The following is a 24,871-nucleotide window of genomic DNA, read 5'->3' on the forward strand; positions in this document are numbered from 1 at the left end:
TGACTAGGGTCACAACCATGACGACTCAACCAGCGCTTGCGGCCGTCGATGACGACGCCGCCCCGCTCTCCAACCATCAACTCCGCGAGCTGTACACGCTGATGGCAGCGGTCCGGCACCTGGACACTTCAGCCGTAGCCTGGCAACGCCAGGGCATCATCCCCGGGTACGCGCCTGAGCTTGGGCAGGAAGCAGCCCAGGTGGGCAGCGGTTACGCCGTGGACCTGAACCGGGACTTCGTCTTCCCCACCTACCGGGAGATGGGCGTGGCCCGGGCCATGGGCCTGGACATGGTGGGTTACATGTCCACCCACAAGGCCACGTGGCACGGCGGAATGTACAACCCCCTGGAATCCAGGTTCGCACCTATCCAGGCCGTGGTGGCGGGCTCGGTCCTGCATGCCGTGGGATGGGCCCACGGCCAGACCCTTGCCGCCGCTGACGGCGAAACCGGGGTAGCCATGACGTACTTCGGCGATGGCGCCTCATCCCAGGGCGACGTCCACGAAGCCATGAACTTCGCCGCTGTCATGAAGGCACCTGTGGTGTTCTTCATCCAGAACAACGGCTGGGCAATCTCCGTGCCCACCGAACGCCAAGTGGCCGGCGGATCCGTCGCAGCAAGGGCGGCCGGATACGGCATACCTGCACTGCAGGTCGATGGCAACGACGTCGTCGCCGTCTTCGAAGCCACCCGCTCCGCCTTCGCCCACTGCCGCCGCGGCAACGGACCCGTGGTGATCGAAGCCATGACCTATCGCCGCGGGCCACACTCCACCGCCGACGATCCCGGCCGTTACCGGACCCTGGAAGAAGAGCGACTCGACGCCGGAGAGGACCCGCTGGAGCGGCTCAAGCAAAGGTTGCTGGCCGACGGCGTTGCAGACGAAGCCTTCTTTGCCGACGCCCAACGCAGGGCAGAGGAAGAAGCAGAAGCCATCCGGACCGGAATCCAGGACCTGGGTCCCCGCCCGGGCGCTGAAATGTTCAGCCTCGTGTTCCAGGAGCCAACCCCGGCCCTTCAATCCCAAGCCAGCGCGTGGCGCGAGGAGTCAGAACATGTCTGAGACGATCACCGAAATGCCCTCCGCCGCCGCTGAAACGGCCGGCATTGAACAACTGTCCATGCAGCAGGCGCTCAATCGCGCACTCGATGAGGTCCTGGCCGAAAACCCCAAAGCTGTCATCTTCGGCGAAGACTGCGGCCGGCTCGGTGGCGTGTTCCGCATCACCGACGGCCTCCAAGCCAAGCACGGCGAGGACCGCGTGTTCGACACGCCCTTGGCCGAGTCCGGAATCCTCGGCATGTCGGTAGGTTTGGCCATGGCCGGTTTCCACCCGATTCCCGAGGTCCAGTTCGATGGCTTCGCCTATCCGGCCATCAACCAGATCGTCTGCCAGATCGCCCGGATGAACTACCGCAGTCGCGGCACGTTGCCCATGCCCATCACCCTGCGCGTGCCCAGCTTCGGCGGTATCCGTGCACCCGAGCACCACGGCGAAAGCCTCGAGGCATTGTTCGCGCACGTACCGGGACTCAAGGTGGTTTCCCCTTCAAACCCGCACGACGCCTACCATCTGCTCAAGTACGCTGCCACGCGGCCGGACCCGGTCATCTTCATGGAGCCGAAGTCCCGCTACTGGCAGAAGGGCCCGGTGGATGTCACCTCCGCTGCCGCTGTCCCTGCCACAGCAGCGCACGACGGCAGCTCACCCGACGGCGGCAGCCTCACCGGCGCCTGCGTGGCCAGGGAAGGCCGCCACCTCACATTGGTGGCGTGGGGTGCCATGGTAGCCCGGTGCCTCCAGGTGGCCGAGCTCGCGGCCGAGGACGGCATAGACATTGAAGTCCTTGACCTGCGCTGGCTCAAGCCCATTGATGCCGAAGCCTTGGCGAGGTCCGTTGGGAAGACGCGGCGCGCCGTCGTCGTCCATGAAGCGCCGCTGACCTCGGGCCTCGGCGCCGAAGTCGCCCAACTCATTACGCAAAGTTGTTTCGCAACGCTGAAGGCACCGGTGGAGCGTGTGACCGGCTTCGACGTCCCGTACCCCTCCGGCGACCTGGAGGACGAATACATCCCCAACATCGACCGCATCCTCTTTGGGATCCAACGCGTACTGGAGTACCGCCGTGGCTGAAATTTCCTTCCCGCTTCCGGACCTCGGCGAGGGCCTTATCGAGGCAACCGTGCTCGACTGGCTGGTTGAACCCGGCCAGCAAGTGGAACGCAACCAGCCGATCGTGGAACTCGAAACCAGCAAGTCCGCGCTCGAATTGCCCAGCCCCCAGGCGGGTAAAGTGGTGCGTATTCACGGGGCGCCCGGTGAGACCATCAACGTTGGCGCACCGCTGATCGTGTTCGAGGTTCCGGACGACACCGCCGGAATCGTGGGCACTGTTCCGAAGGACGAAGCACCCAAGCGCAGGGTCCGCCTGAGCGCCGTACTCGATGAGGACTGACATGATGACTGGCAGGCACACCGTGGAACAGCAGCGGCACACAGTGGAAGGTACCGACCCTGGGCTGTTCGTCGAGGTTCATGAGCCGGCTTCCGATGCCGGGCTGCGCCCCGTCCTGCTGATCCATGGCTTCTCTTCCTCCAGCAAACTGAACTGGGCCGACAGCGGCTGGATCACCACGCTCCAGGACGCCGGGCGCAGGGTCATCACTGTGGACCTGCCCGGCCATGGCCGAAGCCACTCCCCCGAGGACCTGGACTCCTACACCCCCAGCCGGATCCGTGCGGATCTCCTGCAGATAGTGACCGACGCCGGTGCACGCCCCTTGCGCGACGGCGACCCTTCCACGGGACTTGATGTCATTGGTTATTCGCTCGGATCACGGCTGGCGTGGGAGTTTGGTGCCACGCAGCCCGATCTGGTCCATAGGATCGTCCTGGGCGGCCCAAGCTCAGCAGATCCGCTGGCAGCGTTCGACCTTGTGGCTGCTCAAAAGCACCTCGCTGACGGCACGCCCATAGAGGACCAGTCCACCGCGGGGCTGTTGAAGATGGCCCAGATGCTGCCCAGCAACAATTTGTTTGCCATGTTGTCGCTCATCGAGGCCATCAAGGGCGAACCTTTCGATCCTGCCGAGGCGGCCCCGCACATGCCACTGCTCCTGGTGGCCGGCGAGAAGGACGAAAGGGCTGCGACCATGCCGGAGCTTGCCTCCATCGCGGGCAAGCATGGCGGCATGGTGGAGACCTTGGTCATTCCCGGGCGCACGCACACCAATGTGATCACAAGCCGGGCCTTCAAGGACGCTGCCGTCGAATTCCTGGGCGTCTAAACCTCCCGACGCGGTACGGCTGGTCTAGCGGGCCAGCCGTTCCGCGTTGAGGCTCATGCGCTCCAGGACGCTCAATGCCATGGCGTATTCATCGATGCCGATGCCCATCGAAAGATCCTGACGCGCATCTTCCACCAGCTGCTGCGCCTCGTGGTACTTCTCCCGTCCCCGCTCGCTCAGCGCCAAACGGTCATCGATCATCGTGATCATTCCCCGGCCCACCAAGGCTGCCAGTTCCCGCTCGCGCAACCGGATGTCACCGCCCCACAGTGGCTGCAGTGCCTCCTCAAGCTGGTCCGGAAGCATGGAGTGCTCGGCCAGGGTGGCAAGAGTCTGCCACTGGCGGCGCGTGAGCTTGATCCGCGCCAAGGTGCGGTCCAACTGGACTTCCAGCGCAGCGTCCAGCCTTTTGATCCAATATCCGATGGGCTTGTTCACAAGCCCATGCTTTCAGTGGAGGCCGCGCCGGGCAAGGTGTGGACGGTAGGCTTGGAAGGGCAACAAATGACGTGGAAGTGGAGCAGATGGGCATGCGTTTCAAGGACCGCGCGGAAGCCGGTCGACGCCTGGCTGAAGGACTCCCGCAGCTGAGGGAGCGACCGGACACCATCATCCTCGGGCTCGCCCGGGGTGGTATTCCGGTAGCCGCTGCAGCAGCTGGGGAACTCTACCTGCCCTTTGGCGCCCTCCTGGTGCGAAAACTGGGAATTCCCGGCCGGGACGAAACTGCGTTCGGGGCTTTGGCGTTGTCACAGGGCGAGGTGCTCCGGATCGTCAACAAACCCTTGAGGGATCTCATTCTTGCCCGCGGCATCTCCCAGTCGGCCTTGGATAGCGTCGAAGCCCGGGAACGTTCGGAGCTGCTGCGCCGGGCCAAGGAATACCCGGGCACGGACCACGACCTGCGCGGGAAGACTGTTGTCCTGGTGGACGACGGACTTGCCACCGGCGCCACCATGCGGGCCGCGGTGGAAGCCGTCCGGTCGGCAGGAGCGGGCACCGTAGTGGTGGCCGTCCCGGTTGCATCGCTTGAAGCGTCGGCATCGCTCGCCCGGGTCTGCGATGTTGTCTTTGCCCTGCACACGCCAGGTAAATTCCATGCTGTCGGCGCTTTCTACGGTCACTTCGAACAGCTTTCCGACGCCGATGTGGTGCGCCAGCTGGAAGGCGCGGGCGTCGCCGGGCGTCCGTAGCCGGCGTCGGACCCGGTAGCGGAGAAAGGGTCCCGGCAATGACAAAAAGCGGGTGCGGTCCATGTGGACCGCACCCGCTTTTGTCGTGTCGATGTCAGTGGTGGACGCTGTACCCCAGCGGACGTCCCCGGGTTTCCTTGGCGAGGATCACGCCAACGGCGGAGATGATGCAGAGGCCCATGATGTAGAGGCCAACCGAACCGGACCACTTGGTGGCATCCAGGAGCGCCTGGGCAATCAGCGGCGCGAAAGCTCCACCGAGGATGGCACCAAGGGCATAGCCGATGGAGATGCCCGAGTAGCGCACCTGGGCCGGGAACATTTCTGCGTACATGGCCGACATCGGACCGTAGGACAGGCCCAGGCCGATCGTCAGTACGAACAGCGCAGTCCCATAGAGCAGGATGTCCTTGGTGTCGATGAGGGCGAACATCGGAATCATCCAGGCAAAGACCAGGCCATAGCCGATCAAGAACGTCTTCACGCGGCCGATCTTGTCTGAGAGCCAACCGCCCACCATGGTGAAGATGAGCCAGCCGAAGGAAGCGATGGTGGTGGCCAGGAGAACCTGTGGCAGCGGCATCTTCAGGGCCTTGGTGGCGTAGGAGATGAAGAATGCAATCAGCAGGTAGCCTGCCGCGTTGTTGGCGATGAAGATCAGCGCAGCGAGGACAACTTCCTTCTTGTTCCTGCGGAAGAGTTCACCCAGGGGAGCTTTGCTTTCAGCCTTTCGCTGGGCAAGTTCCTTGAAGACGGGGCTCTCGCCGACCGCGCGGCGGATCAGGTAACCCACCACGATCAGAACAACGGACAGCAGGAAGGGCACACGCCAGCCCCAGGCAGAGAAGGCCTCCTTGGACATTCCCGACTGCAGGAAGAAGAGCAAACCGGTAGCCAGGATCATTCCGATGGGCACACCGATCTGCGGGTAGGCACCGAAGAGTCCACGCTTCTTGATCGGTGCGTGCTCCACGGCCATGAGGGCAGCACCGCCCCATTCACCGCCGGCGGAGAAGCCCTGGACGACCCGCAGGAAGATGAGCAGCACAGGTGCCCAAAGCCCGATCGTTTCGTAGGTGGGCAGGACACCGATCAGTGCGGTGGCAGCTCCCATCATGACCAGCGTCATGACGAGTACGGCCTTGCGACCCATCTTGTCGCCAAGGTGCCCTGCGACGAAGGCTCCGAGAGGACGGAACAGGAAGCTGATTCCGATGGTGGCAAAGGACAAAAGCTGGGCCACTCCCGGGTTGGACTTCTCCAAGGGAGAGAGGAACAAAGGCGCCAGCAGCGTCGCAGTGAGCTGGGCGAAGATGAAGAAGTCGTACCACTCGATGGTGGTGCCCACCAGGGTTCCGGCCAGGACGCGGCGCTCTTCGCGCTTGCTGCTTGGGCCTGACGGCGAGTCGACAGTGGAAGTTGCGGTCATTGAAACTCCAGGGATGTGTGCAGAGCGATGCGAGACGTGCATTAACCGACAGAACGGTCAGTTAGGAAACAATACTACAGCTTGTGACCCAAAGCACAGCCCCCACGCCGCACCGCCAACATAGGATGGTTCGCATGAATCCAAGCAGCGGCGTCAAGGGCCAGCCGGAAGCCGGGACACAGGTCCCGCCGTCCCAAACGCTCTCCCGTGGAATCAGGGCACTGGAGATCCTCGCCGCCGCCGATCGGCCGCTCACCATTGGAGAACTCACAGAAGCACTGGGCGTGCACCGCTCCGTGGCCTACCGGATACTCAGGACCCTGGAAGACCATTCCCTGCTGGTTCGCGACGACTCCGGACGCGTCCAGCCCGGCCCCGGCCTTTCGGTCCTGGCCAGCGGCGTCTCACGGAACCTGCAAACCGCTGCCCTCCCCGAACTCACACAACTGGCAAACACCCTCCACATGACGGCCTTCATCGCCGTTTGGGACCACCAGGAATGTGTCACCCTTGTCACCGTCGAACCACGGCACACAGGTGCGGCGCTCGCCCAGCACCCGGGCAGCCGTCATCCCGTCAGCACAGGTGCCCCCGGTATTGCCATCCAATCCACCATGACCGAGGAACGCTGGCAGCAGGTAGGCGCGGGCAACCCCTACCGGCCCGAGGCCCACGAAGCCCGACGCGTCGGCTACGCCACCAGCCACGACGAAGTCGTTGCCGGACTGTCTTCCATTGCTGCGCCCATCAAAGTTCCGGGCGGACGGCCGGCGGCGATCGCCGTCGTCTATATCCGCCTGGACCAGGACGCCGACGCCGTTGGAAAGGCCTTGGCAGCCAGTGCTGCACGCATCGAAAGCCAACTGGCCTGAACCTTTCCTTCCAGGTCAAGCGGCGTGCCCCACAGCACAAGACTCCAAGGCCAGGGCACCGAATACTCGAAGAAGGACCGGACACGCCGTCCGGTCCTTCTTTCGAGCACGAGAAGGAATCCATGAGCCTGAATCTTCTTGACACCTCCAACTGGCTGCCGCTGGACGGACTGGCCCCCGGCTTCGACGCCAATAAGGCCCCCGCCGTACAGGACCTGGCCGGGCAACAATTTTCCGTCCGCGGCGACGGCGGACCCATGACCTTCAGCTTCGACGACGAAGAAGTGCAATGGGCTGCCGCCGGCCACGCAGGAACAGCCGCCTACGAAGCCTTCGTTGTAGCCGAGGAGCTGTATTACTGCCAATGGCAGAGCGTCCTGGAACCGGAACTCGCCGTATCCCTGGTCCTTGATCTTGCGCGGGGCCGGGCGCTCTACATCGGCGCCGCGCTCGGCAGGGCCACCGCCTCCAGTGTCGCCGTGCACCACGACTTCCGCCCCGGAACACTGGACGGTTATTCCGCCACGGGCGAGGCCATCTCGGAAAGCACGGCACTCATCGGCCGGCGCGTCGAATGGGTCTACAGCGAATCACACGCCTACGAACACATCTACCTCAGCCCCACCTGGTACACCTGGCAATGCCTCGCCGGTCCGGAGCGCGGATTGGCAGACACCGACTCCAACACCGTTCTCCAGGTCCGCCCCGGAATCTTCGTCTTCACCTGGCGGGAGAAAGTCATCCCGTGCGGCTCGGTCACAGTGGCCGACCACCGCGATCCCCGGGCCATCCGCTCCCACGGCAGCCTCTTCGGCTGGAACGAGGAAGGCACGGAACCCGTACATTTCACGTTCGGCGCACACGGCCGCTTGATCAGCATCACCCACCACACCCCGGAACTGAATCCGGCCATAGCGGGCTAGTACGGCAGGGTGGAACAAAGGAAGCCCCGGCACGGAGAACGTGCCGGGGCTTCCTTTGCGGGCCTCAGAGGATCAGTCCTCCGAGCCATGCCCGATCCGGGCGTACAGCGCAGGCTGCGAGCGCCGCAGGCGCAGGCCCCACACCACGCCCACGACTCCTGGAAGCAGGACCAACAGCGGCAGGACGAACGTGGCAGCCGTCGACTCCGTCTGTCCCAGCAAGACGTTGAAGTTGGCCAGGATGAGCACGAAAACCACTGCGAGCAACACGAAGCCCAGTGCCGGCGCAACGACCCTGACCCACAGGCTCGCGCCGTGCTGCTGCCGGCGGAAGAAGCCGATCACGGCAACCGACACCACGGTCATCAGCAGCACCAGCCCCATGGCCCCGCTGTTGGTCAGCCACGTGAACATGGTCAGCACGGGGTACAGTTCGCCGAGTTCGGAACCGGATCCTGCGATGGCGAACGCCAGGGTCACGACGACGGCGATCACCGTCTGCGCCAGCGAACCGGCGTACGGCGCCCCGCTGCCGGCCCGGACCTTGGCCAGCGCCGAAGGCAGGACGCGCTCGCGGCCGAGGGAGAAGAAGTACCGCGCTACGGCGTTGTGGAAGCTGACAAGTGCCGCGAAGAGGCTGGTGACGAAGAGGAGCTGGGCGATGTCGCTGAGCAGCACGCCTCCGTTGGCACCCAGGAACGCAAAGATCATGTCCGGACCATTCTCTGTGGCCGTCGCAATGACGGCGGAGGGGCCGGCCCCCATGGTCATGGCCCAGGCCGATACCGCGTAGAAGACGGCGATGATTCCCACAGCTGCGAACGTTGCCCTCGCAACAGTACGCTGGGGATCCTTTGACTCCTCACCGTAGATGGCGGCGGATTCGAAGCCCATGAACGCCGCAATGCCGAAAGACAGGACGGCTCCGATCCCGGGCACAAACAGCGTCTCCGGGCTGAAGGTGGCAGCGCTGACACCTTCCGGGGCCACGGCGAGGCTGATGACGTCGTAAACGATGACCACCAGGAATTCGAGGGCCACCAGGACGCCGAGTACCTTGGCGGAGAGGTCAACCCTGTTGACACCCAGCCAGCCGACGATGGCGATGCAGACCAGAACCGGAATCCACCATGGGACACTGATGCCCAGTCGCGCGGAAAGCAGCGAAGAAACCGTGAAGCCGAACAGTCCGTAGATGCCTACCTGCATCAGGTTGTAGGCCATGAGGGCAACCAGTGACGCGCCCACGCCCGCAGGCCGCGAAATGCCTTGTGCTATGTAGGCGTAGAAGGCGCCGGCGTTGGTGACATAGCGGCTCATGGCCGCATAGCCCACCGCGAAGAGCGCCAGGATTCCACCCAGGACCAGGAAGGACAATGGAACACCCGTCACGCCGGTCACCGCGAACGTTGTGGTCACTCCGCCTGCGAGGACGGTCAACGGCGCAGAGGCCGCGATAATCATGAAGGTCACTGCCGGTACGCCAAGCCGTCTCTTGCTTTCGACCGTTCGGGCGGTCGTGCCCATAACGGGGTTATCCACGCTCATAGTGTGCTCCTGCCTCGGCGCCGCGGGAGATGTGCGCGGCACGATGTCTGTCATTCCGCAATCTTCCACCGCACGGCGGGTGCGTGACTTGTCTCACACGGCAAGGAGCTTGTCGCTGCACGCAAGCACGTTCGCGCCCGGGCGCCGGTGTAGAATCGTGGGCAAGCTCACATCCGCGCCACCGGCGTTCTTGCCTCCTGGCAGCGGCACCACGGGCCATTGAAAGGGAACTTGATGACCGTCGCGGCTGATACGGGCCCCGCAACCGTGGAAACCATCGTGGCGGAGTCGTTCCAGGAGTGGAGCAGGGCAATCTCCGCTTCCTTCGTACCCCTGCTGGCCCAGGGGCCACGCAATTCGACATTCCACGGAACCATGCGCGCCCGCGTCCTGGGACAGATCTCGGTGGTGGAAATCACCGCCGGACCCCACACCGTACTGCGCACCCCGGAGCTGATTGCCAAGTCCACGGGCCGCTTCTTCAAGCTCAGCATCCAGCTCAGTGGATCGGGTCGCCTGGTTCAGGACGATCGCGAAGCCGTCTTGCGCCCGGGGGACCTCTCCATCTACGACACCTCCCGCCCCTATCAACTAACGTTCGACGACGACTTCCGCACTTTGGTGCTCATGTTTCCGCACGTCCTGCTGGACTTGCCGGCAGAGGCCATGGGCCACGTCACTGCGTTGCGGATACCCGGCGACGAAGGCCTGGGTGAATTGATCAGCCCGTTCCTGGTGAAACTGGCCGACAACCTCGATGCCCTCTCCGGCACCAACGGGCTCCGGCTGGTCCACAACGCACTGGATCTGGTGACCACCTTGTTCAACGGCGAACTCGATCAACTGATCGAAACCGGCCGGGACCCGCACCTGCTGCTCCTGGGGCGTATCCACGACTACATTGAAGCCAACCTCGGAGATCCCGGGCTCTCCCCCGGAACCATAGCGGCGGCCCACTACATCTCCACCCGGCACCTCCACGATCTTTTCCAGGAAATCGGAACCACGGTGGCTGCCTCCATCCGGCAACGGCGGCTGGAGAGATGCCGGCGTGACCTGCGGGATCCGGTGCTGGCCGAACGGCCCGTTACCGCCATTGCGGCCCGCTGGGGGTTCACCGACGCCGCCCACTTCAGCCGGATTTTCCGGGCAGCTTTCGGGAACTCCCCCACCGGCTACCGCAACAGCCACTAACGGTTCCCTGCACCGGAACCCAGGGGACGCCGTCGGGCCGGTGTTTCGGGCAGTTGACTACGCTGCCGCCGTCGGGGCTGTCCCTTCATCCGTCAAAGCGGCCATCTCCTCCAGCATGGTTCGCAGCAGGCGGTCCTCCAACTCAGCGAAAGCGGGATCACCGGCGCGGTTGGTCAACTCACCGGGATCGGTGCGGTGATCGTACAGTTCGGCAAGGTCAGTGCCGAAGTACCTGGTCAACCTCCCCTCAGGCGTGATGACCGTCCGCATGCGGACCGGTCCCGGCAAACCCGGCAAACCGAACGGCTGCTCCTCCTCCACCAACAGCGCGTCCCGGTGCTGCTCAGTAGCCCCTTCCAACAAAGGCACCAGCGAGCGTCCCTGGATTCCGCGGTAACCCCGGGATCCAGTGAGCTCCAGCAGCGTGGGTGCCACATCCGCGCTGGAAACCAGCGCCTCCGTCCGGCCCGGCGGCCTTCCGGGGATGTGCAGCACCAACGGGACATTCGTGACAGCGCGGTAGTGGACAAAGTGCTTAAGCATCAGGCCGTGGTCGCCGAACAGGTCACCGTGGTCGCTGGTGAACACCACGATGGTGTCCTCCGCCAGCCCCTGCCTGTCCAGCTCATCGAGTATCCGGCCAATGTGCTCGTCCATCATGGTGATCAGGCCGTACTGCGCGGCTGCCGCGTTCCTGTACTGCTCCTCCGTCGCGGCCCACGTCATGGTGGGGTCCGGATTCGGCTCTCCTCGGTGTTCAATCATGTCCCGCACGTGCGCCGGCGATGCTTCGTGGTCCTGGTCAAAGCCGAGCGGCAGTGGCATGGCCGCCGGATCATAGAGCCCGGAGTAGCCGGTCGGCGGGGAGAACGGGTGGTGGGGGTCGGGAAAGGACACGAACATGAAGAACGGCTGATCCTGGCCCGCGGCATCCTTCAGGTGCTCTATCGCTTTCTCGCTCACGTAGCTGGTGGGGTGCACCTCCGCTGGAATGGCCGTTTGGTACACCTGGTCCCACCCGCCATATCTGTTGGACGAGTTGCCGGGACCACCCAAAGTCTCCGGGTCGACGCCCCGTTCCCTGGCCCAATGCACGTAGTGGCCACCAGGCCGGTCGCCGTGTCCAATGACCAGGTCTACGTGCTGGTAGCCGTAGTAGTCCGACGGCAGCGCAATGAACCGCTCATCGTGCGCTTCGCGGTTTTCCCACTGGTCCCACCCGGCAGGGAAAGCATGACGGCGGGCGTCCCCGGCCGCCGCGTCCAAAAGCATGGGGTCGGTGGCCCGGATTTCCTCGGCCTGGTGGGGTTCAAATTCCCAGCCCATGTTCTGGTGGTGCAGTTTTCCCACTCCCACCGTGCGGTAGCCGCCGGCAGCCAAGGATCCCGGAACCGTCTGCGTCAGGGGATCCAACGTGATGCCGTTGCACCGGGTTCCATGCGCCGACGGCCACCGCCCGGTCATCAGGCTGGCACGGTTGGGCATGCACGTAGGATTGGCCACTGTCGCATTCCCGAAGACGATGCTCCTGGCCGCGAGCGCATCCAGGTGTGGGGTCCTGACAGTGCCGTTGCCGCCGAAGCCCAGGTGGTCTGCCCGGAGCTGGTCGGCGATGATGAACAGGACGTTGGGCCGGCGGTTGCCGCTGGCGCCTTGCCCCGTCATGCAGGCCTCTTGATGAGTGAGAGCACCTCTGTGCGCTGCCGGGAGAATTCCGGCAGCGAGCGCGTGGTGATCTGGTCGCGGGGAGCGGGCAGGTCCACGTCCACCACCTTGAGCACGCGCGCGGGCCGTGACCCCAGGACCACCACCCGGTCCGCAAGGTAGACCGCTTCGTCGATGTCGTGCGTTACCACCAGGATGGTCATGTTGAAATCCCGCCGGATCTTCAGGCACAGGTCCTCCAGGTCGAACCGCGTCTGCGCATCCACTGACGCAAAAGGTTCGTCCATGATCAGGAACTCGGGCCGGTAGGCCAACGCCCGGGCGATCGCGACGCGTTGCTGCATGCCGCCGGACAGCTGCCAGGGATACTGGTTGTCTGCGTGGGAGAGGCCGACTGCGGCGAGCGCACTGTCGCAGCGCTCCTTCAGTTCCGCTGCGGACAACTTGAGATGCCGCAGGGGAAGAACCAGGTTCTTCCTGACCGTGAGCCATGGCATCAGCGACCGGTTGTAGTCCTGGAAGACCAAGGCCATTTCCGGAGGCGGGCCGCTGATGGTCCGCCCATCGATGGCGGCCCTTCCGCTGGTCGCGGGCTGGAGTCCGGCCAAGCATTTGAGGAGGGTCGTCTTGCCGACGCCGGATGGACCCACGATGCAGACAACCTCGCCGGCATCCACCGTGAAGGTCAGGTCTTCGATGACCGTGCGTGCTTTTCCTCCGCTGCCATAGGTCTTGGCGAGGTGCGCCACGTCCAACCGGGGCGTGGCGGCGCTTACTCGTGTTTCTGGTTGCTGTGCCATGGTGGACTTTCTGTTTCGGGTGGGAAGAGTCGGGGCCGGACGGTTGCTCATGATGCACGCGCCAGGCGGCGGGATCCGATGTACCAGGACAGGACCCTGCGACGAAGGAGGCTGAACAGGATGTTGACCAGGAAGCCGATGACGCCAAGGAGCAGGATTCCCGCCCACATGTCCGCCGTCATGAAACTCTGTTGGGCCAGCAAAGTCATGGCTCCGATCCCTTGGGAACTGCCCAGCATCTCGCTGGCGATCATCACGATGAACGCCACCTGCAGGCTCACTTGCAGCCCGGAGAAGATCTGCGGGGCGCCGCCGGCAGGAGCACCTTCAGCACACGTTCCTTGCGGGTCAGGCGGTAGACCCTGGAGACGTCCAAGAGGTCGTTGCTGACGCTGCGGATGCCGTCCACCGTGGCAATCATGGTGGGAAACAGCGCCGCCAGGGCGATGCTGGTGACGCGCATCTGGGTGCCGAAGCCTATGAGCGAGATGAAGATCGGCACCAGCGCTACCGGGGGTATTCCGCGGAGGAAGTGGATCAACGGGTCAAGCATCCACCGGACAGGAGCAACCAGGGCCGTGATGAACCCCAGTGCGATCCCGGCCGCAGCAGCGATGACGAAACCGAGGAACAGGTTTCCCAGGCTGAGCAGGACGTCGGACTGGAAGTGTTCAAAGAGCCACAATTCCTGGAAACGGACAAGGATGGTTTGCAGCGGGGGGAAGAAAGGATCTGTGGAGTCCGCGGAAAGGAACCACCACGCCACCAACAGAAGCACAGGGGCGGCGACGCCGATCACCCAGTTACGCATTGTGATTCTCATCGCGGCACCGCTTCCCGGTAGGACTCGTGCCAGTGCAGGACCCGGCGCTCAGCCAGGCGCGTGGCACCTTGGAACAGGAGGCCCAGGACTCCGAGGACAATCACCAAACCGTAGAGTCCGGCGTAGTCACCCGCAGCCTGGGCCTGGTAGATGTTTTGGCCGAGGCCCGGGCCGCCGCCGAGGAGTCCGGCCACCACGGTAACTACCAAGGCTGCAGGAGCTGCCACGCGCATCGCTGTTCCTATGTAAGGCATGGCGCTGGGAAGCACCACACGGGCCAGGATTTCGCCCTCTCCCATGCCATAGGAACGGGCGGTGTCGCGTGCCACGGGGTCGGTGCCCTGAACGCCATCCACGGTCTGCATGACGATGGGAAGCAAACAACCGAATACTACGAGGAACAGCGACATCTCTGCTGTTGGGCCGAGGACCAGCACGGCAAGGGGCAGGATGACGATCGGCGGGACCGGCTTGAGGAACTCCAAGACGGCCAAGGTGGCGTACTTGACGGACTCGAAACTGCCGACGAGCAGCCCTATGGCTACGCCGGCCACGGCAGACAGCGCCAGAGCGAGCAATGCGATGCCGATCGTGGCCCCCAGTGAGGACCAGAAGGTTCCTGTTCCCAGGATGGTCGCAAGGGTCGTGAACACTGTCGTAGCCGGCGGCAGGGCAGTTCCTGCAACCTTGGCCTCTGCGAGAAGCTGCCAGATGACCAGGGCCCCCGCGACGCCCACGATGCTGAAGGCGTAGGGGCGTACGGACGCTTTCATGATGAATCTCCCATGGCGTTCTCCTGCCTACTTGCCGAAGATGAGGTCGGCCGGCAGTTTCACCGGCGCATTCAGGAAGCCGAGGTCGGCGAGATTGTTGTTGGCCCGCTCAATGTCTTCCACACGGACCTCATCGGGCCAGTAGTTGACGGCCCCAGACTTGACCACGTCAAGCGGGGTCTTGGTGATCTCCGCACTGAGCTGCTGCACTTCATCGATGTGGCCGTTGGCGTAAGCGTTCGCCTTGTAGATGGCGGCTTTGAACCCTGCCAAGGCCTTTTCCTTGGACTTCACCGTGTTAGCCCCGGAGACCCACAGGCCAATTGCTCCCTGCTCAAAGAACTCGACCCCGGGGGACGCCAGCAGGCGGTTCCCCTCTGACACCGCTTTGGAGGTAAACGGAGCGACCAGGGACGCCGCGTCCACGCGTCCGGAATTCAACGACTGAAGGGCCGATGACGGGTCCAGGACCATCCAGTTCACTTTGGCGGGATCTCCCCCGTCATCCTTGACCAGTTTGCTGACCGTCACCTCCAGCTGCGCTTTCCTTGCCGGAACGCTAACGTTCTTTCCCTCGAGGTCCTTCGGGCGGGTGATGGATGAATCCTTCCGGACGAGGAGGCCAGTATCGTCCACGCGGTTGAGGTCGCTGGATTTTCCTGCCCCGTCCTTGTATCCGTCAGCTGCGGCAACGATCTTGAGCGGCACGTTCTGGCTCAAGGCATTCAGGAGCGGAATGGAAGGCGTATAGCTGAGGTCGATCTGACCGCTCTGGGCGGCTGCAATTCCCGCGGGAGGGTTGGCGATGACAGAGATCTCGACGTTGAGGCCCTGTTCCTTGAAGTAGCCCTTGTCGGCCGCGAGGCGGATGCCGGCGTCGGACCCTATGCCGATGGTTCCCACTTTAAGGGTGGTGGTCCCATCGGCGGCCGGGACGGCAGCCGGGCCGGAGCCGCCGCCACAGGCTGCAAGTGCCATGGACAGTGCAGCGGCCACGGCCAAAGGAATAATGCGTCGCATGTGTTGCTCCTTGAATGACGAATGGTTTAAACGGAAGAAAATGGTTCTAGCTGGTGGACGGGTGGACTCCACGGCCACCGCTGAGAGTGAGCCGGATGTCTGTGTCGAGGAGTTTCTCGATCTCCTCATCGGCCGGCCACGGGGTGGATAACAGGCACAGATCTGCTGTCCTGCCGGGTAGCAGGGAGCCCTTGGAGTGCTCCGCGTGATCCTGCCAGGCAGCCTCGAGGGTCATGGCAGCCAGCGCTTGCTGACCGGTGATCCGCTCGGGGTCACCCGGTGCACCAGGGGTGGAGCGGGTGGCACGCCGGACGGCGGCCACCACTGTGCGCCGCCAATCCGGACTGGTCACAGGTGCGTCGGAAGCAATATTGAAACGTACGCCCGCCTCCACTGCTGAACGCAGGGGCTGGTGGCGGGAGAAGCGGTCCTCGCCGAGGACCTGGCGCATGATGTCCCCGGCTTCCTGGCGGATCAGGGGGTTGGTGCTGTATCCGATGCCCCGGGAAGCCATGGTCTGCAGGGTGGTTATGTCGCTGAAGGCTCCGTGGATGATGTAGTGGCGGTTGTGGTGATTCCCGGCGGACGCGGGACTCCCGCCGGGAGAAGTGGCTTCGATGATCGCCTGCACAGCTGCGGCGGTGGCCGCATCTCCCGTGGCGTGGACACCGGCCTGCAGTCCGGCATCGTTGATGAGTTGCAGAATCCGGTTGAGTTCAGCCACCCGTTCGCCATCGCTGGCACCCTGGATCACCAGGCTGCCGTGCGTACAGGCCGTGCCATAGGGCTCGCTCATCCAGGCGGTGCCGCTGCGTGGGATCCCGTCCGCGAAGACTTTGACGCCCGCTATCCTCAATTGCTCCGGATCGATGCCGCGGTTCCTGCAGCTTTCTGCCAGCCCGCTTCGCAGGCCTTCCTCAACGGCCGGGGCATTGGCTCCCCCGGTTCCGGCGAAGAGCATGAGGACATTGATCCGCAGCGTCAGTTCGCCTGACAAGGCGAGGTCGCCCAGCAACCCGAGCGCCGCCGTCGAACCTGCTCCGTCCATGAGCCCGGCGCTGGCCGGCCCCAATCCAGGCTCCGTGAGGGAGGTGATGCCCAGCGAGTGCAGATACTCCTGGAAGCGAAGCAGCGCCGGGCGGAGCGTTGCGGCCGGAACGGGTGGCATGGCACGGGAGATGAGTTCCATGGCACCGTCCTGGAACAGGCCGGAAGGGGCACCGTCCCCTCCCCTGACGATCACGCCGCCGTGGATATCAGGGGTCGTGGCGCTGATGCGGGCACGCTTGAGCGCTTCCCGGTTGGCCAGGAGCTGGTGGCCGGTGGCGTCGAACGCCACGAGGGGCGCGTCAGGGCGGCAATCCAACAGGCCCTTGGCCGGTCCAAGTATCGACTCGTCCCAGCCGTGGGCGCGGATCCAGCCATCGGGGCCCACCGGTGCTGCCGTCAGCACATCGACGACGGCTGCCCAGTCCGGGGCGATGTCCGGGTCCAGCCGCACATAGCCGAAGGCGGCCATCGCCGCCGAGACGAAGTGCAAATGGGCATCATTGATGCCGGGAATAACAGCCCCTCCTGCGGCGTCAACAACCCGCGTTTCCGGGCCAATCAGCCGGCTCACATCGTCGTGGCCGAGCCCTGCGACGCAGCCGTCCTTGACGGCGATGGCATCAGTCATGCGGTGTGGTTGCGCCGGGTCCATGGTGTGGACAGAGGCATTCGTGATCACCAGATCAGCGAAATCCTGCATCGATTCTCCTCAGGTCACCGCATCCGGATGTGATGCAGACAACGTTCCTGAAAGAAGTATGTCGCTTGACTGGGTCACTTGACTAGGTTTTGACGTAAAATTTCTTACAGAGGACTTTTCCGCCGCCACGGCACGGCCACGAGGCCGTCACGGCGGAGAGCGCCTACGATCGATGAGACCGCTGGGTTGGTGGATCCGATCACGGGTGGAAAGAAGCATGAGGAAGGTAACGGATGGCAAGGGTTCCCGCCGAAGAAAGGCGCCTGCAGTTCGTCGAGGCGGCAGCCAGGGTGATCGCACAGGATGGGTTGGCATCGGCTACGACACGTCGCATCGCCAGCGAGGCCGACGCCCCCCTCGCGGCATTGCACTACTGTTTCCGCAGCAAGGACGAACTCCTCGAAGAGGTCTATAACTTCCTCAGCAGGGACTACGCCAAGGCACTGGACCCCGTCCCCGACCCTGGCATGGGCCTGCGCCACATGGTGGGCGCCCACGCCCGGCGCATCTGGAGCCGCATGCTGGAAAACCCCCACGAACAGGTCACCACGTTCGAACTGCTGCTCCGACGCTTCCGGGTGGAAGCCGACGACCAGCCCCAGGCATTGCTCATGAACCGCTCCATGTACGACGGGTGGGTGGGCTCAACGCTGGAGTTGTTCCGCGGAGCCGCTGAAGCCGCCGGCGAGCCCGTCCCCGCCAATCTGGAGGACATCACCCGCTTGTTCATCTCGGGGATCGACGGCATCAGCATGCAGCACCTGGCAGACCCCGACGAGGAGCGGTCCAAGCGTTTGGTGGAGCTCATGGCCCGGTCCCTGTCCGGTGCGCTCGACTACGCCTGAGGCTGGCGCTTCATCACCAAGGACGTCACAACACCCAGCAGCAGGAGGCCCGCGGCGGCGGCCATGGAAACCACGAAAGCTGCGCCCGGGCCCTGCGTCTCGGCCAGCTGTCCGGCCAGGTAGGAGCCAAGCGCCGTACCGGCCACAATCCCGCTGGCCAGGGCAGTCATGACAGTCGCCATTCGGCCGGACGGGGCGACGACGCCTCCGATGCTGAAGACCGTGACCATGACCGGACCCACCGGAATGCCGAGCACCAGCAGTACGAAAACCATGGGCCAGATACCCGCAGGAAGAAGCAGCAGCAAGGACAAAGCGGACATCGCCAAGGCAGCCACAACCCACCGCGAAGCCAAGCTGAAGCGCTGCGGCCAGAACGCGACAGACAACGCGGCAACCGCCGAGCTCAGACCCATCACCGCGTACAACAGGCCCGCAATCTCTGCAGTGGCGTATTGCGCTGAAAAGGCGCTCAACGCGTTCTGCGTCGCGCCGAAGAAGGTGCCCATGCACACCATGGCCACCACCGGCACCGCCACTACCGCCCCGGCCCACCGCTTGCGTCGCGGTGCGGCCGCCTGAGTGCCCTCTTCGCCTGAACCCTCGACGCCGGCCTTCACCTTCCGCGGAGCCGGCACCACGGCCTGCTGGCTGGGGTGGACGGCGAAAGCAGGGACCAGGGTGATGGTCATGACGGCGGCAAGCGCGAGCGGCAGCCATGGGGCTACCATGCTGGCCAGCACACCCACCAGCGCCGGGCCGAGCACGAACGTCACCTCGTCAGCGGTGCCTTCGTAAGATAGTGCCGTGTCAAGATCAGCCCGGCTGGCGGCCACGCTTCTTTTCCCACCGGTTGCGCCGGGAGAAAGATTGCGGGTGGTCAGGGCCATCCAGCGCACGCGGGCCATGGGACCTACCTGGGGGCAACTCGCACCGGCAAGGAAGGCCGCGATCAGGACGCCCGCAGCATCGGCTACCTCCCCGTAGCCGGGAGTGATATAGGCGGCGGCCAAAAGCCCGGCAACAGCCAGGGTATTGATGACCGCGGCGACGAGCAGGACGATGCGTTGCCCCGCACGATCAGCCAGGGAGCCCAGGACAGGTGCGCCCAGGGCGGAGCCGATGCCGACCGCTCCTGCAGCCATGCCACCGATTGCATACGAGTGGCTGACTGAGGTCACCAAGGTCAGGGTGCCAACGGTCAACATGGCGAGGGGGAGCCGGGCGAAGAGGCCCAGCGGCAGGAAACCAGGTCCGGCAAGTTCCGGAAGCCGTGCGAAACGGCCAGGCAGACGCGAGGTCCGCGCGGGTGTCGATGACAAGGGCTGGGAGGCCACAGAAGTTTTTTCCATTAATCCGGGTTCGCTAAAGGTTGCGCATCGTCCCTCCTCCCGATGCGCGCGACCCGGTGTAACGGGTTAAGTCTATCGGATACCTGTCAGACCGGAACAGCTTCGGCAATCCGCACGCTGGAGCCGTGCCGTCCTTTGACCACCTGGAGCTGGTTGGTGATGCGTTGCTTCATTTCGGCAACGTGACTGACCAGGCCCACTACCCTGCCGCCGTCGCGCAATCCTTCCAAAGCGTCCATCACTTGCTCCAGCGCTTGTTCGTCCAGGCTGCCGAAGCCTTCATCGACAAACAGTGTCTCGATGTCCACGCCGCCCGCCTCCTGCTGGACCACGTCAGCCAGGCCGAGGGCCAGGGCAAGCGAGGCCATGAAGGATTCCCCGCCGGACAGCGTGGAGGTGTCGCGCCGCTGGCCCGTCCATTCGTCCACCACTTCAAGGCCGAGGCCGGATTTCTGGTTCCGGGCCGCGCGGGCGTCGGTGTGTTGCAGCGTGTACCGGCCGTCGCTCATGGCAACGAGCCTTTCCGAGGCCGCGAGTGCCACTTGCTCAAGGCGTGCCGCCAGGACGTAGGCGTTCAGGCTCATACGGTAGTTGTTGTCCCCGGCGCCCCGGACAGTGTCGGCCAGTTCAGCCAGGATGCGGGCCTGGTTGCGGGGTTCCCTGCCGGCCTCGGCCAAGGTGTTGTACTCGACCCGGATCCGTTCAATGGCCTCCACCGATTTCGCGGCAAGGGCTGCCGACAATGCTGCCGCCCTTGCACGATCAGCCGCGTCGGCGGCGTGGAGCTTGACCTCGGCGAGTTCAGCCTCGGGCAGGGGAAGTTCGCCGATCCGGACTTCCTTGGCCGCCAGAACCAAGTCCTCGCTGGCAAACAACTCGTCCAGGCGGGCCGCCTCAGTGTCGAAATCAGCCACGTCTTTCTCCAGACCGACCACATCGGCCGGCGGAAGCAGTTCGCCACGCGCTTCCTCTGCCGAGGCGAACCCTGAGTCCGGCAAGGCATTTTGGAGCGATACGGCGGCGTCGGCCTGAGCTTGTCCTGCCTGCTGGAGTTCCCGGTCGGCATCAGCTGCCGATTGAAGGAGCGTGCGCTCGGCGGACAGGGCTGCCAACCGTTCACGAAGACTCGGGAAATCTTCCCGTAGACCGGCGAGGTCGGCCTTCAAGGTGTCGTGCTGTTCCTGCAGGTGAAGGACGGCCGAGGACGCCCGGGAGGCTGCACCGGCGTCCTCTGCGTGCTGCTCCTGCACTTGAGCCAGTTTCCTGGTGATGCCCTCCTGCTTGCTCCGAAGCTGGTTCAGGGTCCGGGATGCCTTTGTCGCCGCCGAAGTCGAGGTCCGGGCAGCCAGGAGACGCGCCTGTGCCTCCTCCGCATCCACGGTGCCGCCTTGAGCCGCTAGTCCGGCAAGGATCTGGGCGGCTGCGGAGACTTGCTCGGCAAGGACACCCTGGGCTTTTTCGCTGGCCTCGAACCGCTCCCTGGCGTGTTCCTCTTCCTGGGCCAGGGACAGGGCCGACCGTACCGCAGCTGCGGGATGCGGGTGGTCCTCGCTCCCGCACACAGCGCATGGCTGACCGCTCTCCAACGCGGCAGCCAGCTCCCCTGCCGCATTGGCCAGGCGGAGCTCGCGAACGTCAAGCCATTCCTGGCGGTGATCCTGGGCCGTGGCACGGGCTCGAAGGTGTTTCTCGGAGATCTCTGCCAACTCGTTGGCTGCCTCGGCATGGCGGGACACAATTTCCACCAGCTCAGCAGCAGTGGCTGTTTCGCGCTCAAGCTCCGCGAGTCCATCAGCCGCCGGTTCCAGTGGTTCAATCAGGCCGCTCACAGCTGCTGCTTCTTCACGCAGCCGTTCCAGTTCGTCCACGGCCCGGTCGACTGCTGCTTCATGGTCTGCCTGTTCGCGACGCTTGGCGGCAAGCCGGCCGGCGATGTCCTCCAGTCGCTTTTCGTCAGGGAGGCGGGCTTCCAGAACCGCATAGGTGGCCTTGAGGCGTTCAAGGGATGCGCTGGAGTTTGTTGCCTCCAGCCCTGCAGCTTCGAGCCGTTCCCGTAGCTGCTCAACCTGTGCGACGGCAGCGCGATACTTGCGGGCGGAGGAGTCAACGGCGTCAAGCTGGCCGCTCAGAACGGAAGCCCGGCGGTGCCTCGCGAGCTTGTCCTTGTTCTCCAGTGCCCGCGGCGCGGCCAGTTCAAGAAGGACGCGCCTCTGCGTTGCGGCTCCGAGCCGGGCATGCCGCAATGACTTTTCCTGGGCTTGCCGGAACTGTTCGGCAAGGCGCGAGGACAGCGACTCTGCCTGGTCTGCTTCGTCTGTCCTCCGCGTCCATTCAGCACTCACCTCCGCTGCCACCTCTGCCAGCCAGGCCTCCGGTTCCTGCCCGGCTGTTCCGCCGGCATCAGGGTTGGCAACTGTAGTCCCGGCAGTTTCCGTCGCGGCTTGGTCGAGCCCCAGTTGCCGGCGCTCCGCTGCAGCCCGGTCCAGCAACAGCTTGAGTTCCAAGGAATTTTCCTGCACGGCCCGGGCGGCTTCCGCCGCCTGCCGTGCGATCCGGCGTTCGACGGCTTCAAAGCGTTGCGTACCGAAGAGTTTCTGCAGGAGCTCCAGGCGGTCGTTGGCCTTGGACCTGAGGAACGCCGCAAAATCACCCTGGGGAAGCATCACCACGCGGGTGAACTGTTCCCTGTCCATCCCCAAAATGTCCGCGAGCTCGGCACCGACTTCGTCGTTCCTTGAGGATTTCTCCTCCCAACTCCCGGCGATCCGTTCCCGAAGGAGGGTCTTCGCCTGCTGGGTGGTGAACCCTTTCCTGCCCCGTGCGCTGGGGCGTTCCCAGGCGGGCGAGCGCGTCACTTCGAAGCGCCGTCCGCGTGCCGAGAATTCGCAGACGACGCGTGGTTCGGCTGAAGGTGCCGCGTGATCGCTGCGGAGGCGTTTTCCTTCCTGGCGTGCGCCGGGCACGGCTCCGTACAAGGCAAAGCAGATGGCATCAAGGATGCTGGTCTTGCCTGCCCCGGTGGCACCGTTGAGGAGGAAGAGTCCTTGCGCTCCCAAGTGGTCGAAGTCGATGTGTTGGGCAGTGGCAAAAGGGCCGAAGGCTTCTATTTCCAGGCGATGGATTCTCACAGTTCCGCCTCTTCCAGGCGGACGGCTTCGAGTGCTTCCCGGAGCGCAGCTTCTTCGGCCTCGCCGGCTCCGCGGTCCCGGACATGCTCCAGGAAGCCGCAGCAGACTCCGAGATCGTCCTGGGCCTTGGCGAGTCGGTCACTGTAGCTCGTCGTGGTCCGGGTCCCGGCGCCTTCGGGATCAAAGGAAAGGACCAACGTGTCCGGAAAGCGGACTCTCAGTTTTTCCATGGCCTGGGTTGGCCGCTGCGCGTCAGTAATGGTGATCTGGCAGTAGGCCTCTTCCGCCCAGGCATACTCCCCGGACTCCAGGAGCTCATCCAAAGTCCCGCGCAGTACGGCCAGGGTCTTGGGGGCTTCCCACACTACTTCCTGGACGTCGATGTCCCCTGACGGGTTGATGTCCACCAACCAGGCACCTTTGCTGTGCTTGGCTTCGGAGAATGAGTACGCCAGCGGCGAACCCGAGTAGCGCACATTGCCGGCCAATTGCTGCCGTCCGTGGAGGTGGCCCAGTGCCGTGTAAGTGAATCCTTCGAAGAGGTCCAAGGGCACCGCTCCCAGTCCCCCGATACTGAGGTCCCTCTCGCTTTCGGACGTGATGCCTCCGCTGGCAAATGTGTGTGCCAGGACCACCGCGTAGACAGGTCCGGATTCGCGGCGACGTTCAACGTCCTTCTTGATAAGCCCTACTGCCTGCTGTGTGACGTCAAAGTGGTTGGCAGAGTCCACGCCCAGCCGCTCGGCCACAAGGCGGGGTTCAAGGAAGGGAATTCCGTAGACCGCCACTTGGCCCGGGGCGTCCCGTTCGCCTCCAAAAGGGAAAACAATGGGGCTGTCCAGGTCCTCCACCCGCGTGCGCAAGTGCACTCCCCCTCGTTCCAGCAACCGGGAAGCGAAACCCAGTCTGATGGCGGAATCGTGATTGCCGCTGGTGAGCACAACGCTGGCCCCGGCCCGGGTGAGCCGCACCAAAGCATCATCCAGCAGTGTGACGACGTCCAGGCCCGGCAGGGCGCGATCATAAACGTCCCCTGCAATGAGCACGACGTCCACCGAGTTGGCGTCCACGAACGTCACCAGCTGGTCCACGAAGCCGCGTTGGGCCTCGAGCATGCCAACGCCGTGGAACGACCGGCCCAGATGCCAATCCGAAGTATGGAGTAACCGCATGATTCCAAGCTAACCGGGGTCACCGACAATAAAGCGCAGACAAGCCGCCCGGCGTCGATCCTGGCCGGTTGCTAGCCTTTCTTGCCGTCGAAAAAGTCGCGTGCGTCATCGTTCGCCGGCTTCGCAGGGAGCGGCTCCGGAGTCGTTTCGGCCCGGGTGTCCGCAGCCTCCTCAGCGATCCCGTTTCCAGCGTCGAAGTGGTCGTTGATGGCGTCTGTCCCACCCTGGTGTTCGGCAGCGGCGCGGGCAGGCCCGGACAACCCCTGGAAACCGCGGAAAGCGAGTCCGGCAAGTGCTGCGCCCATCAGAGGTGCCACCCAGAAAAGCCACAGTCCTTCAATGGCCCAGGAGGGGCTGAAGAAAGCTTGCGCGCTTGCGCGTGCGGGGTTGAAAGGGAGGTTGCCAAGAACCTGGCCGAACTGCAGCAGTACGGCCGTCGCCAGGCCCACTGCGAACGGTGCCAAGGAAGGAAGGGCACGGCGTCCGGCTGCCGATCCGAGGAAGACGGCAACAAGCAAAGCAGAACCGATAACTTCCACCAGCAACACGCCCGCCAGCTGGGTTTGGGCGGGAGCGTGCTCCCCGAAGCCGGCTGCTGTGGAACCAAAAGCGGCCCGCACATCCGCGAGAACGGGCACGGTAGTCACCACAACGTAGACAAGGGCTGCACCAACCACGCTTCCGATGAGCTGTGCTGCGATATACGCGACGGCGGCGAGCGCCCGGATGCGTCCGGCAATGAGGTTGCCCAAGGTGATCGCGGGATTGAAGTGTCCACCCGAAACGTGCCCGAAAGCCAACATGCACACAGTCACGGTCAGCCCGGCGGCCAAGGCTGAGGGCAAAGGCGCCGCTGCAGGGCTCGAGAGTATCGATACACCCACTGCAACGAGCACAATGAACAACGATCCCAGGGCTTCAGCCGACAGCCTGGCCAGGAGTCCCGGTTGGGGATCGGTAGCGGCCTGCACAGAAGAGGTCATGTGGAACGGGTCCTTACGGTCGGTGTGAAAGTTGGTGCGCTGGTGCCGAAGCACAGCGGGCAACACTAGGGCACGCCTTTCAACGCGCCAGGAGCCCTCGAGTATCTT

General features: G+C 64.3%; 21 protein-coding genes and 1 pseudogene. 9 read left to right on the forward strand and 13 right to left on the reverse strand.

Annotated features, from left to right (window positions below; all coding sequences use genetic code 11):
• The first annotated feature begins 17 nt into the window (after nucleotides 1-17).
• The 4 genes from ACNAOU_RS14010 to ACNAOU_RS14025 are packed head-to-tail and all read left to right on the forward strand — an operon-like array spanning nucleotide 18 to nucleotide 3,293.
• A complete protein-coding gene (locus ACNAOU_RS14010; RefSeq protein WP_422757100.1) occupies nucleotides 18-1,067 on the forward strand; it encodes a thiamine pyrophosphate-dependent enzyme in 1,050 nt (349 codons plus the stop codon).
• Nucleotides 1,060-2,139 (forward strand): alpha-ketoacid dehydrogenase subunit beta, encoded by a 1,080-nt coding sequence (locus ACNAOU_RS14015; RefSeq protein ID WP_413302964.1) that lies wholly within the window; start codon nucleotides 1,060-1,062, stop codon nucleotides 2,137-2,139. Before ACNAOU_RS14010 ends, ACNAOU_RS14015 begins: the two co-directional genes overlap by 8 nt.
• A complete protein-coding gene (locus ACNAOU_RS14020; RefSeq protein ID WP_018776287.1) occupies nucleotides 2,132-2,461 on the forward strand; it encodes a biotin/lipoyl-containing protein in 330 nt (109 codons plus the stop codon). Before ACNAOU_RS14015 ends, ACNAOU_RS14020 begins: the two co-directional genes overlap by 8 nt.
• 1 nt (nucleotide 2,462) lies before the next feature.
• Nucleotides 2,463-3,293: an alpha/beta fold hydrolase gene (locus ACNAOU_RS14025; protein WP_018776288.1), complete on the forward strand. Its 831-nt coding sequence runs from the start codon at nucleotides 2,463-2,465 to the stop codon at nucleotides 3,291-3,293.
• Nucleotides 3,294-3,317: 24 nt separating this feature from the next.
• Here ACNAOU_RS14025 and ACNAOU_RS14030 read toward each other — a convergent pair whose 3' ends face one another.
• A complete protein-coding gene (locus ACNAOU_RS14030) occupies nucleotides 3,318-3,731 on the reverse strand; it encodes a MarR family transcriptional regulator (protein ID WP_018776289.1) in 414 nt (137 codons plus the stop codon).
• Between the two features lie 71 nt (nucleotides 3,732-3,802).
• Here ACNAOU_RS14030 and ACNAOU_RS14035 point away from each other — a divergent pair, with 71 nt between their 5' ends.
• Nucleotides 3,803-4,486 (forward strand): phosphoribosyltransferase, encoded by a 684-nt coding sequence (locus ACNAOU_RS14035; RefSeq protein WP_422757101.1) that lies wholly within the window; start codon nucleotides 3,803-3,805, stop codon nucleotides 4,484-4,486.
• Nucleotides 4,487-4,580: 94 nt separating this feature from the next.
• Here ACNAOU_RS14035 and ACNAOU_RS14040 read toward each other — a convergent pair whose 3' ends face one another.
• Nucleotides 4,581-5,915, reverse strand: coding sequence for an MFS transporter (locus ACNAOU_RS14040; RefSeq protein ID WP_018776291.1), 1,335 nt, complete (start codon nucleotides 5,913-5,915; stop codon nucleotides 4,581-4,583).
• 125 nt (nucleotides 5,916-6,040) lie between these two features.
• Here ACNAOU_RS14040 and ACNAOU_RS14045 point away from each other — a divergent pair, with 125 nt between their 5' ends.
• On the forward strand, nucleotides 6,041-6,787 hold the full coding sequence (locus ACNAOU_RS14045) for an IclR family transcriptional regulator (protein WP_035733076.1): 747 nt from the start codon (nucleotides 6,041-6,043) through the stop codon (nucleotides 6,785-6,787).
• Between the two features lie 122 nt (nucleotides 6,788-6,909).
• Entirely contained in the window at nucleotides 6,910-7,710 is an 801-nt protein-coding gene (locus ACNAOU_RS14050) for a MoaF C-terminal domain-containing protein (protein ID WP_018776293.1), read from the forward strand.
• A gap of 72 nt (nucleotides 7,711-7,782) precedes the next feature.
• On the opposite strand, the gene ACNAOU_RS14055 is transcribed toward ACNAOU_RS14050, so the two are convergent.
• Nucleotides 7,783-9,258: an APC family permease gene (locus ACNAOU_RS14055; RefSeq protein ID WP_064721756.1), complete on the reverse strand. Its 1,476-nt coding sequence runs from the start codon at nucleotides 9,256-9,258 to the stop codon at nucleotides 7,783-7,785.
• 234 nt (nucleotides 9,259-9,492) lie between these two features.
• Between ACNAOU_RS14055 and ACNAOU_RS14060 the strand changes: the two genes are divergently transcribed.
• Entirely contained in the window at nucleotides 9,493-10,452 is a 960-nt protein-coding gene (locus ACNAOU_RS14060; protein ID WP_018776295.1) for a helix-turn-helix domain-containing protein, read from the forward strand.
• 57 nt (nucleotides 10,453-10,509) lie between these two features.
• Here ACNAOU_RS14060 and ACNAOU_RS14065 read toward each other — a convergent pair whose 3' ends face one another.
• The 6 genes and pseudogenes from ACNAOU_RS14065 to ACNAOU_RS14090 form a co-directional block, all read right to left on the reverse strand.
• A complete protein-coding gene (locus ACNAOU_RS14065; RefSeq protein WP_422757103.1) occupies nucleotides 10,510-12,117 on the reverse strand; it encodes a sulfatase family protein in 1,608 nt (535 codons plus the stop codon).
• A complete protein-coding gene (locus ACNAOU_RS14070) occupies nucleotides 12,114-12,968 on the reverse strand; it encodes an ABC transporter ATP-binding protein (RefSeq protein ID WP_422757104.1) in 855 nt (284 codons plus the stop codon). Before ACNAOU_RS14070 ends, ACNAOU_RS14065 begins: the two co-directional genes overlap by 4 nt.
• A pseudogene (locus tag ACNAOU_RS14075) lies at nucleotides 12,965-13,740 on the reverse strand (ABC transporter permease). Before ACNAOU_RS14075 ends, ACNAOU_RS14070 begins: the two are co-directional and overlap by 4 nt.
• The gene (locus ACNAOU_RS14080; RefSeq protein ID WP_422757105.1) at nucleotides 13,737-14,513 is read right to left on the reverse strand and encodes an ABC transporter permease; all 777 of its coding nucleotides are present in this window, start codon (nucleotides 14,511-14,513) and stop codon (nucleotides 13,737-13,739) included. The pseudogene ACNAOU_RS14075 and the gene ACNAOU_RS14080 overlap by 4 nt, the downstream one beginning before the upstream one ends.
• 27 nt (nucleotides 14,514-14,540) lie before the next feature.
• The gene (locus ACNAOU_RS14085) at nucleotides 14,541-15,533 is read right to left on the reverse strand and encodes an ABC transporter substrate-binding protein (protein ID WP_422757106.1); all 993 of its coding nucleotides are present in this window, start codon (nucleotides 15,531-15,533) and stop codon (nucleotides 14,541-14,543) included.
• A gap of 46 nt (nucleotides 15,534-15,579) precedes the next feature.
• Nucleotides 15,580-17,283, reverse strand: coding sequence for an amidohydrolase (locus ACNAOU_RS14090; RefSeq protein WP_422757107.1), 1,704 nt, complete (start codon nucleotides 17,281-17,283; stop codon nucleotides 15,580-15,582).
• 233 nt (nucleotides 17,284-17,516) lie between these two features.
• On the opposite strand from ACNAOU_RS14090, the gene ACNAOU_RS14095 reads away from it, so the two are divergent.
• The gene (locus ACNAOU_RS14095; protein ID WP_018776302.1) at nucleotides 17,517-18,128 is read left to right on the forward strand and encodes a TetR/AcrR family transcriptional regulator; all 612 of its coding nucleotides are present in this window, start codon (nucleotides 17,517-17,519) and stop codon (nucleotides 18,126-18,128) included.
• Here ACNAOU_RS14095 and ACNAOU_RS14100 read toward each other — a convergent pair.
• The 4 genes from ACNAOU_RS14100 to ACNAOU_RS14115 form a co-directional block, all read right to left on the reverse strand.
• A complete protein-coding gene (locus ACNAOU_RS14100; RefSeq protein WP_110503964.1) occupies nucleotides 18,119-19,480 on the reverse strand; it encodes an MFS transporter in 1,362 nt (453 codons plus the stop codon). The genes ACNAOU_RS14095 and ACNAOU_RS14100 overlap by 10 nt on opposite strands.
• An 86-nt stretch (nucleotides 19,481-19,566) precedes the next feature.
• Nucleotides 19,567-22,608 (reverse strand): AAA family ATPase, encoded by a 3,042-nt coding sequence (locus ACNAOU_RS14105; RefSeq protein WP_422757108.1) that lies wholly within the window; start codon nucleotides 22,606-22,608, stop codon nucleotides 19,567-19,569.
• Nucleotides 22,605-23,780: an exonuclease SbcCD subunit D gene (locus ACNAOU_RS14110; protein WP_416428292.1), complete on the reverse strand. Its 1,176-nt coding sequence runs from the start codon at nucleotides 23,778-23,780 to the stop codon at nucleotides 22,605-22,607. Before ACNAOU_RS14110 ends, ACNAOU_RS14105 begins: the two co-directional genes overlap by 4 nt.
• A gap of 71 nt (nucleotides 23,781-23,851) precedes the next feature.
• Nucleotides 23,852-24,763 carry an aquaporin gene (locus ACNAOU_RS14115; RefSeq protein WP_110503962.1) on the reverse strand — a complete coding sequence of 304 codons (912 nt, stop codon included), beginning with the start codon at nucleotides 24,761-24,763 and terminating at the stop codon, nucleotides 23,852-23,854.
• Nucleotides 24,764-24,871 lie beyond the last annotated feature (108 nt).

The organism is Paenarthrobacter sp. C1, assembly GCF_049315185.1.
Classification (GTDB): Bacteria; Actinomycetota; Actinomycetes; order Actinomycetales; family Micrococcaceae; genus Arthrobacter; species Arthrobacter nicotinovorans.